The organism is Haloferax profundi (genome assembly GCF_001469865.1).
GTDB lineage: Archaea > Halobacteriota > Halobacteria > Halobacteriales > Haloferacaceae > Haloferax > Haloferax profundi.
The window spans coordinates 1-11,275 of record NZ_LOPV01000192.1 but is presented as its reverse complement, the minus strand read 5'-3'; the positions used below and the strand labels follow the sequence as shown (position 1 = coordinate 11,275).

5 protein-coding genes are annotated in these 11,275 nt (G+C 54.4%); all 5 read left to right on the top strand.

Going from position 1 to position 11,275, the window contains the following annotated elements; genetic code table 11:
- The first annotated feature begins 60 nt into the window (after positions 1 to 60).
- Positions 61 to 4,419 carry an ABC transporter gene (locus AUR66_RS21190; protein ID WP_157533054.1) on the top strand — a complete coding sequence of 1,453 codons (4,359 nt, stop codon included), beginning with the start codon at positions 61 to 63 and terminating at the stop codon, positions 4,417 to 4,419.
- Positions 4,420 to 5,199: 780 nt separating this feature from the next.
- Positions 5,200 to 7,476, top strand: coding sequence for a DUF4129 domain-containing protein (locus AUR66_RS20520; protein ID WP_197409730.1), 2,277 nt, complete (start codon positions 5,200 to 5,202; stop codon positions 7,474 to 7,476).
- Positions 7,473 to 8,546 (top strand): DUF7269 family protein, encoded by a 1,074-nt coding sequence (locus tag AUR66_RS21185; protein WP_157533053.1) that lies wholly within the window; start codon positions 7,473 to 7,475, stop codon positions 8,544 to 8,546. Before AUR66_RS20520 ends, AUR66_RS21185 begins: the two co-directional genes overlap by 4 nt.
- Positions 8,543 to 9,841: a DUF58 domain-containing protein gene (locus AUR66_RS23255; protein ID WP_082682166.1), complete on the top strand. Its 1,299-nt coding sequence runs from the start codon at positions 8,543 to 8,545 to the stop codon at positions 9,839 to 9,841. The genes AUR66_RS21185 and AUR66_RS23255 overlap by 4 nt, the downstream gene beginning before the upstream one ends.
- A gap of 101 nt (positions 9,842 to 9,942) precedes the next feature.
- Positions 9,943 to 11,275 (top strand): hypothetical protein (locus AUR66_RS21180; RefSeq protein WP_197409729.1); only part of this gene is annotated, 1,333 nt, incomplete at its 3' end.

Here is an 11,275-nt window from a genome sequence, read left to right as displayed (position 1 = left end):
ATCGTATATTCGTACGCATACGGCTTCCGGACTGTGGGAACAACAGCTGAAGACCACAGTTTGAGCGTCCCGTACGGCCACGATATCAACATCTCCGTTGTACGACCGAACGGAAGTGCGGTCACTGACGCTGAAGTGCGGGTTGCACATACGAGCGATGGTCGCGAAACACCGGTCTACGGTGAGTTAGACGCAAACGGAACGTTCGTTCCGCGTGGCGCGTCTGACTCAGGAATTGAACTCAACGGAACAGTCGAAGTCGAGGTTGAGCCCTCGGCAAACTCAGACCTCATCAGGTTCTACGACGAATATACGATCACACAAAACGGCACGCTCCAGATTCAGCTCAAAAAAGGGGTTCGTGTGAATGGACAAGTCGAGACAGCAAACGGTCAGCCGTTGTCTGGCTGGAGTGTTAATGCAGACCCAAGCGACGAAAGCCGGGGTGGGTTTGACACACTGACAAACGACAGTGGACAGTTCAGTGCAAAAGCAGAACAGAACACCTCATTTGGCCTTGGGTTCCTCCAGTACGGTGCTGATGAGGATAACACGTATCCGAAAGACGGTGTTCCGGACATGCACCCACTTGGGTCACTTACCACGGGGACTACTGATGCAGATGTAGGAACCAAAACCCTGCCTGAAGGACACCTTCTGAACCTCACAGTCGAAAACGAGAATGGAACGCCGGTCGAAGGCGTTCGTGTTGAGGTCGGTGTGGGAGAAGACGACGTCGACGTCTGGGAAAGTGGAACCACGACAGAGACAGGCCAGATCCTCCTCGAGGGTGCAACTGAAACGGGTATTGAACTAAACGGAACGGTCGTTGTCCACGTCGAACCCGAAAGTGGCCAGTACGCCGAGACACGAGAGCAATTCACCGTTACTTCAAATCAATCTCGCACTCTCACGTTGAGTCAGACGACAACCCTCACGGGGAGTGTGGAAAAACCAGACGGGACCCCTGCAGTAGATGAGATGATTAGCGCACACGGCCTGAGTGAGCCGGGTGGCGAAGACACATGGTCCGATAGTAATGGGGCATACTCTCTGTCAGTCGCAGAAGGTCAGTCATATGGTGTTGGCTTTGTCCAAGTCGCGAATGAAGGAGATTACGAAGGGAGCTTCCCACAGGATGGAGTCCCAGACATCTACGCGTTGGGTGTTGCCAACCAGAGTGCACCCAACCTCGGGACGGTACAACTCCCATCACCACACAATGTGACGGTTATCGTTGAGAACAGTACTGGTCACCGTCTCTCAGATGTTCGTGTCTGGCTTCGGCATGAAAACGGCAACGCATGGGAAGGACAAAACATTCGAACCGATTCGAACGGTACTGTTACCGCTGAGCTTGTGGGTCGTGTTGGCGTCAATGTCCACGCGGAGAATTCCGCATACAGGGACGCAGGCACTGAAGTAGACATTACAGGCGATGACACAATTCGTTTCACCCTGACGAAAGGTGTCACCGCCTCGGGCAACGTCGAATACAACGACGGCACTGCAGCATCCGGATACACTGTTGATGCATTTGGCGATGGCGGAGACCATGAACGAACCGACAGTACCGGAGAATACAACCTCATGGTCACGCCGAACCGAAGCTACGATCTTGCATTCAAACAGACTGACTTTGGCGAGCCACAGCCGAATTTCCCAAAGGATGGTCGACCAGACCTGCATGTCTTCGGCCCAGTCTCTATCGGTGAGTCCGACACGTCGCTCGGAACCTCCACACTTCCACCAGCACATCTCGCCAATATCACTGTCGTCGATCAAAATGGGACGCCAGTTACTGGAATTGCACTCGATGTGATTCCGATCTCGGGTGATGCAAGCGGGCACCACCCAGGATACACGAACGCTGAGGGAGAGGTTGTCCTCGACGGTGCGTCGTCTCCCGGCATCGAACTGAACGGCACAGTAGAGATCAAGCCTGCAGACGGAAGTGGCTATGCGGTCCAATCGGCGCCAATTGACGTACACTCTCGAACGAACACTACCGTCGTCGTCGAAGAGCAAGTGACGGTAAGTGGTCGGATTGTCGACGAGAACCAGACCGGCCTCACCGATAGTTTCGTTCTTGTCGGAAACAACGATAGCTTCTACTTCACTAGAACCAACAGTACAGGTTGGTACGAACTTGGCGTCCCACAGAACGACACGTACCAGATCAGTGTCATCCAACGTAACGGGACCCAAGATATCGACCTGCCTCGCGATGGTGTGACTGACATCTATGAAGCGGACAATCTCACGGTTGACTCCTCTGACATCAACACAGGTACGTACACAGTCCCTGACTCTCAAGGAATACTTGGCGTCCGAGTCGTCAACGAGAGCGGGGATCCCGTTGAGGGTGCAAACGTATCGATCTTCGGTGACCAAGATGGAGGCCTGAGAGGAGGTGGATGGCTTGAGTGGACGAATGAAGACGGCTACTATACGGCCGGTGGCCACCGTGGCGTTGAAGCAGCCGGTGACTACAACGTTCGAGTTAAACCGCCAGAAAATTCGGATCAGTACGTCGCGAAAACGTACTGGAAGAACCTGACCGTCACGAACGACACCGACCTTGTATTCACGCTCAACGAGAGTAACATGAGCCCATCGACAGTCAATGGATGGGTCCAAGCCGAAGATGGAACCACCCCAGAGGGCGTTGTCACGCTCAAGAGCCGACTTGGTGCACCCGGAAGTGATGAGTCGACACTGGGGTCTGACGGTCGATACAGTCTTACTGCCGACGACGAAGGAACCTACCAGGTCTCGTTCAGACAGCCGAACGGAAATATCGACAACGTTCCAGACCTCTACCCACTGCATCGTGTGTACACGAACGACCCACAAAGCCTCGGGAACGACGTACTTCCGAGTGCAAACCGGCTTAACGTGACCGTCGTTGATTCGGACGGCTCGCCTGTCTCTGACGTTCACGTGAACGTGTTCTACGGCGGCAACCGCGTGTTCGACTACATCAGCGGGACGACAACACAAGCGGGTGAGCTCGCTATCGGCGACACGTACGGCGTCGAAGTCGCTGGTCCGAACGCCGTCCCGAACGACTACGGTGGGAACGTCCATGTGCAAGCATACGGTCCGAATGATACCTTCGCAGGTTCGCGGCTTACCGTTACCAACGACACCGACATCACGATTGAACTCCGTAACCGGACGGATGTAACAGGGACGTTCATACGGCCGGACTCGCAGCCAGCTGTCAACCGGACCGCGGTCGTGCTCGGCGATACGAACGGCACGACTGGTGGTGCTATTGTCCGAACCGACGACGCCGGAAACTTCACAGCCTCCGTTGCACAGAACGGAACCTACAACGTCAAATTCCGTCAGGAACGCTACGATACTGCCGGAAAGAGTTTCCCGCGTGATGGTGTCCCGGACGTCTACGCCGTCACCCAGCGCGACGTGGGCACCTCACCCGAGGACGTTGGGACGATCTCGCTCCCCACTGCAAGTCTCCTCAATGTGTCCGTCGTGGATTCGAACGGCACGTCTGTTGAGAATGCCCGTGTGACGATCGACCATCGTAACGATGGGTCCGTCGCATTTGTCTCTGGAAACACGCTCGCGAATGGGACAATGATTCTTGACGCCACGGGTAAACCCGGCGTTGAGCTCTCTGGAGACCTTCGTCTCACTGTGGAGGCACCTCCAAATTCGACGACTCTCGAAGGTGCGGTAACCACTGAAACGCTCACGCTTACTGACGACCGCAATGTGACTGTCCAGTTGAACACCAACGAGACAAACAACACCACTGTCGACGGAGTCGATGTCACTGCTGTTGCTCCCACCACGTCCGCAGGCGTGGGTGACACCGTGACTGTCGATCTTGTCGCACAGAATGTCACCGACAGTGTCGGTGCGTTTGAAGCGACGCTCAGTCTCACGAACGACTCTGTGGGGACAATCCAGGACGTCAGTGTTCTCGGGTCGCCCAACACGTCCGCCGTGGACTATGGTGCGAACAACAGCACGGTTTCAGTCGACGCCTTCGGTATGAACACAGCACAGACTGGCGATGTCGTCCTCGCGCGCGTAAACGTCACACTTGACGCTGCGGGAGACACTGACGTCAACGTCTCGAACACGGTTCTTGCAACCGCAGACGGAAACGACATCACGGTTACCTCTGAAACTGGAACGACGCTTACCGCAACAAATCTCAGTCCTGTTGCTGGTGCAACCAACCCACCAAGTGATATTGATGGCGATGGATCGTTCGAGGACATCAATGGAGACGGTAACGTAACCGTCTCTGACGTCCAGGCGATGTTCGCCAACCGCGACGATCCGGTACTGGAAGACAACGTGGATGAATTCGACTTTACTGGAAATGGTGAAGTCAACATCGTCGACGTACAGCAGTTATTCGTCGAGGTGAGCTCCTAACTCAGGAATCACCAACAAACACGCCAAAATCGAGTGAACTACCCGGCCCTACTCAGCAACGCTTCGCGTTGCTTCTTTGAGGGTGGGGCTTCCTCCTTGCAGTCATGTGATGTCCCCATAGCTTCGACGAACACAAAAGCGTCTCTCAGTGGAATCTGAGGAAAATACACCATCAATAAAACACCCATATCGTCGTTATACCAATCGCGTGCCGACAGTAACGTCAAACTGAATTAAAATTGTCTGACATAATTGAATAAATCTGTACACAGGACTAGTCGTAAAATTATGCACGGTAGCTCGGTTCTCGTCTGATTCACGTTGCTGTCAGCACAGAAATAATTATGAGGCGGAGCAAACAAGGGTTGAGTAACTAACAACATCTAGACGAATGTTCGTATTTTCAAAGCTTCGACAGGGAAGAAAATGGTAGGAGGGAGAGAGCCGTTCCGTGTTGCAATTGTAGTCTGCCTGATCACTGCATTAGTTATTTCGTCAGTCGCACTTCCTGCGGTCGGTGGTGCTGGAACCGCGTCGATACCGAGTCCGATAACGTCAGCCGCTTCGTCAGAAGCACCAAGTCAAGATGGAGGCAGACAATCGACAAACGGCAGTAGCGTCTCAGAGAACTCATCAGTAGCGAACGGAGCGACGGGTGGGAATCGAACAGGGCAGGCGACAGCGCCGAGTGACGGCTCAGGCGAAGAAACTGCTAGTGAAGGTGACGCATCAACGAGTGGCGGTGCTGGCTCAGGTAACGGTTCTGCGGGTGGCGCATCAATGCCAACGAATGGGTCGGCTGGAAATGGCGGAACAAGTTCCCAAAATGGAACTGCAGAACCCTCTCAATCAGGAGAAAATACAGAGCAATATACTGTGACTGCTAGCTCAAGCGGCCAATCATCAACTGAGGAGGGTCAAAGCGGTCAAGCAGGGACAGGAGAGAACACAACCGGCAGTGGGTCTAGTGCCACCTCAGAAGAGAGTCAGAATAAGACTACTAATTCAACCATAGATAGCAATTCCTCGGGGGTCTTCAGTGGAGGAAAACAGGAGAATGAATCGACTCAATCCGGTCAAGGGTCCGCGAGCGGCGAAGCAGAAAGTGGTGCGAACGAGGACTCGACTTCTGAGAGTGAGTCAGCCGAAAGCACTAGTCAAAACAGTACTGAACTAGATAGCTCGGAGTCCAAAGACTCGAATGAAGAAACGGACACGGCCGAGAGCGATAAGCAAGAACAGCAACAGCAAAATCAACAAGAAAAACAGGATGAGCAAACTGAACCGACAGATGAGAAACCGGAATACGATATCGAACTTAATCGAAGCCAACTGATCCCAGGAACAGCAGTTTCGGTGACGGTGACCGTCAATGGAAATCCTGAATCAGGCGTTGGTGTCTGGTTTAACGACAAGAAGATCGGTACGACTACCTCCGAAGGTACCGTCGTCGGGACAGTTCCGTTCACACAGACACTCAACGTCTCTGTTGGCGGCGAGGCCGAACCCAAACCGTCGCTTCCACCGCTGAACAAACAGTCATCGTCCATTCGGTTCAGCCTCCGACCGGTGTTACCTTCAGAACTGAATCCCTCCATGGGTGGCCAACAGGCATCAACGCAGGGTACAGCAAACTATACCGTTGAGACAAACGCGACTCTCACTGTCATTGGCACCCCAATTCCCGGCGAACCAGTCCAGTTACGGGCAACCATTGGTGAGTACCCACTACGTGGTGCGACAGTTCGTTCAAGCGAGTCAAAGGTTGGCACGACAAACGAAACAGGCAACCTCACAGTCACACTTCCATCCGAACAGTTCAGCGAGAAGTACCGAGTCTCTCGTGGGGACGTGTCCGCTCAGGCAACGGTTTCACTTGTCACAGATCTCGACATTGAGCTCACATCGAAGCCAATCCCAGGCAAAAAGACGACTGTGATCGTCACTGCGCAAAATGAGGCAGTCCCGAATGCAACGGTTACAGTTGGAAATCAGACTGCAACAGCCGCCGATGGCCGTACGACGATTACGCTCCCGGATGAAAATGGCACAATGAATCTGACTGCGCAGCGCGGAGTCGCGAGTGGTTCTCGTACGATCACTTTGAGACAACTCACTGTCGAGACAGAGCCCGAATTTGGCCTTCCCCTCCCATGGCTCCCACTGGCTGTAACTTCGAAGATTGGAGGCGATCCTGCCACGGATGCAACGGTTTCGGTGGGGGGGATTTCTCAGGGGTCAGTAGGAAGTAATGGTATACTGGCCGCGAACCTCCCACTCACCGAGGCAGTTCCCGTGACTGTCTCGGGCTACCAACAGACTGCGACGACGACGGTTCGAAATCCACTACTCAATCTTCTCGGGCTGGGAGGGATGCTTCTCGGGCTTGGAGCTTTGATAGTTCGGTCCGTATATCAAAATCGAGGCGTTGGCATACAAGCTGCTCGGACACTCTCCAGGCTTCTCAGACGTGCAGTCACCTCTCTTATCGGACTTGCTTGGCGACTCGTCCAACTCGTTACGTTCTTTCGCACATCCATTCGCAAGCTCCGTGGGGGCGTGTGGAGTGCTGTAAAAGCAGGGCTGAGGTTCATTTACGCCTCAGTCAAAGGGGCCACAGACCATCTCAAGGATGCACTCGTGTTCGTTCGGACACACTCAGTTCGTGAAGTCTTCAGACGGGTCTGGAAGCTGATGGCCACAAAAGCACAAACCACGAACACCGGTTCTCTGGGAACGTCATCTACAGTCGCCCACAACACCGAATCGAACGGCAGTGAGACTGTGCCAGAAGCGACCTATACGATTCGAGATGCATGGCGTGAATTCTACACACTCACCGGAACACAGAATCGACCGACACGGACTCCCGGTGAATGTGCTCGCCAAGCAACAATGCAACATAATCTTCCAGAATCAGCTGTGACGACGCTGTGTAATGCATATCGAGGGGTCGAATATGGCCGCCGAGAACCGGATGAATTGCTGGCTGGAGCCGAAGAAGCACTCTCAGAAATCGAAGCAGCACTCGACACTGAAGAGGGCACAGAACGATGAACTGGCCTTCTCGAATCGGTGCATTCCTCGGCTTCCTCTTGCTTATTGTGGGAGCAGCGATGAATGGGGGTCCAAGAGTCATTGACCTGTTGCTCCCTTCCCAGCTTACCACAGAGTTTGCGACACGAATCGTCCAAGTGTTGGGCCTCGTCATCGGGTTCTATGCGTTCAATTTAGTGCTCTTTTCTGGCGCTTCGAAACCTCATACAGTGTCCCCAAGCACGAAGTCAGAGTTCGATGAACCTCCTGAGGTCACCGAAGACGATCCACTGTACTGCCTGCCTTATGTCACGCCTGCAACCGCACTCACCCTTCAGAAGGCCGGTTACACGACAGTTGGAGATGCAGCAGCGTGGGATGGATTAGGATCAATCCCAATCGACATGCCTCTAGCAGAGTACACTCACACGGTGGCTCGAACTTGTCTCGGTGAGTCGAGTGATGAAGATCCATCAGACGAAGATACCCACCCCAGTGACGACACGAATACTGAATCAGAGTCGGCCGCAGGCTCGATTTCCATAATGGGAAGAGACGTTGTGCAATTCGGTCAGACAAACACAGCGGGCTCAGACGTGACAGACACAGCAGAAATGACCGATGGAGATTCGCACTCAGCCCGCACTCCCGATCTCGAACCACCAAGCATGCCACTGGCGGTTGCGACTGATCCCTTCGAGTTGTATTCTGAACAGCCACCCGAAGCAGCCTATCGCTCACCGTCGCCAGTTGCAAATGGCGATCTCGATCGACTCATCGAACAGATTAGTGCAGGCCCGTCGTATCGAGCAGAGCAAAAATTACGTGCTGCACTTCGGTCGACTGCAATCGAGCTCGAACAGCAACATCGCACAGGCCGCGATGCAGCGACAGCCGCAATCAACGACGGGTCATGGACAGATGATCCGTATGCAGCAACGTTCTTCGGAGCAGAAGCCCGTCTGCCACTCCGCGGTCGTATCCAGTCCTGGCTTGTCCCACAGAAACACCTCGAGACACAGATTTCACGGACTATCACCGAACTCGAACAACGCGTCGACCCCGCGGCCAAGGAGGGACGAACCCAATGAGTATTGAACGGGTCCGGAGATGGAACGGTGCACTGGGCGCCGCAGTACTGTTAGCCGCAATCGGTATTGCAACTGGCCGACCAGCACTGTCCATTGGTGGTTCTCTGCCGCTGTTGTTCGTCATTGGTGGTGCGCTCAGTGGGGAACCAGATACACCACAGCTTGCGGTCGAACGGTCTGTTTCGACATCAGCACCGTTCCCCGGTGAAGCTGTCGAGGTAACCGTGAGCGTAGAAAACGAAGGTCAGACACCAGTCAGCGATCTTCGAGTTGTTGACGGTGTCCCTTCTGAGTTGTCAGTGACAGCGGGAACACCACGTGCAAGCCTTGCCCTGTCACCAGGTGACTCACAAACGTTCACATACACACTTACTGCGCGTCGAGGCGAACACGATTTTACAGCTGTGTTATGTCGGTTGTGGTCATTGTGGGGGACGCGTCGCCGAACGACACTCCTCACTGCAACGGGGACAGTAGATCTCATCTGCGAGTCAACGCCAACAGAATCACCAACAACCTCGGCGACAACCCAACAGCGAGGGACACTCACTGCGAGTACAGCAGGCGATGGGATGGAGTTTCATTCGACCCGCGAATACCAGCCCGGAGACTCTGTTCGCGATATCGATTGGCGGCGATTTGCAAAAACAGGCTCACTCGTGACCGTTCGGTACCGTGAAGAACGATCTACACGAGTTCACCTACTAGTCGATCTCCGTGAAACGACGGCCGTTGCTTCGTCACCAGGTTCTCCGAGAGGAGACGAACTGAGTGCGTACGTTGCCGGCCAGCTTTCAGCCGTTCTCTACGATGCAGGCAATCAGGTGGGGGCAGCGACGCTGGGTGTTGACAAAAATAACATTCGCCAACCACTGTCCGCTGGGAATGAGACATGTGCCTGGATCGATCCGTCACAGGCAGCTCTCACGACACAGCGAATTGCACAATTACTCGATGACGCTGGAGAAGTCGATGCAGTCCGTCGGTCAAACAGAATTGCTACCCAGGGAATCCGAGAACGACTCTCAGATTCGACGCACGTCATAGCAGTGACGCCGCTTACAGACACGACAGTCGTCGAGTCACTGGAAGAATTACGCCGTGGTGGCGTGTCGATTACTGTCGTCACTCCGCTTGTGTTTGATGGCGAGTCGATGGGCCAGCGTGTCGGATCGGTAGAACATGCACAACGGTGTTCGGCCCTTCGGGACGTAGGTATCGAAGTCCACACATGGCAGAGCGACGAGCCCCTTCATAGCTCACTAGAGACACTCATTCGGAGGTCACCCCAATGACGAACACACCCGCCGGCGAACCTGATTCGGACGCTAATTGGACACCATCAGCACCAGGTCGGACGAAGTGGCGCCCAACACGCGCAGAAACGACATTGGCGATGGGACTCGCACTTATCGCCAGTCTCGGAGTGATTGCAGTAACACAGTTTACCATCGTGTCGAGTGCTTCACTCGCCAGTGGCGTATTATTCGCTATGTTACTCAGTGTAACCTCACGTCGACAGTCAACAGTGATTCACGTACTAGCTGTGTTCATCTGCTCACCACTGCTTGCAGGAGCAACACTTGTCAGCGGTGCTCGCATATTTCTCATCTCTGACACTGTCACAGTAGTCGAAACTGCAGGTGTAGCCACACTTGCACTAGGGCTCTGGAGCGTTGGGCTTGGCTTGGGGACGAACTGGTGGGAAACGCTTGACCTCAGTTCACTGTTTCGCGTGGGTATGCGGACTCTTGTCGTGACGAGTACCGCACTCGCAAGCGGTGTCATACTGCTCGTCAGTGAGCAAGCAGGCCTCGGTCCCACCTCTCTCACTTTGCTATCAATTGAGACACCAACGGTGACGGCGCAGGATTCGACATCACTGTTTGCATTGATTGGAGCAACCATCGGTGTGTGGCTTTTTGCACTCGTCAGCATCCGCTTCTTGATTCGTGCGCTTCCGGTTGAAAAACTCTCCACACCGTCTCAACGACCACAGGCAGTCCGTATGCAGGGGTTGGTCACGAAGACCCTCTCGCGGTTGCTCTTAGCAGGGGTTCTACTGCTCTCACTCACGGTTGTCCTGATTGTCCCGGCCCTCGCGCCTTACAGAAGCCAGCTCATGACTGCGTTGCCGGTCACACCTGCGTCCCTGGCAGACCTCCTCGTGGGTGCAAGTATAGTTGGCGCAGTCATTATCGGTGCGTCTGTGTTCGTTGCTGCAGTCGCGAAAGCTGGTGTGTATTTTCTTCGATCAAATTTTGAGATGGCTGACCTCAGTCGTCCATATCTAACCGGGGGAATGCTGGTAGGGGTCCTCACAGTCACTGTTGGGGGCCAATTGCTCGCACAGCTTGTGACCGGCCCGCTTGCTAGTCGCCCTGCCGTCCAACAGGCTGTGGGCCTTGCCCGAGAGGTGGTCATCGGTGGCTATGCTGGCATCGCTCTTGGGGTCATCGGAGGGCTCTTCGGGGTTACATTTACACTCGCCATCGTCGGTGCAATTCCTGCTAGTGTTCCGCTCAGAGGAGGGTACACCAGCCAACGCGCGCTGAGCATTGGGCTGTTTATCGCTGCGGTCGGGATTGGTGTCGAGGCTGCACTTCCACTCGCGGTCTATGGCGTCCTTGCAGCGAGTTTTATTGTTCACGATTCACTGTCTCATGCCGAGACACTGGGTCAAGAAGTCGGCACGGCAGCTTCAACACTTCACGTTGAATTGATACACT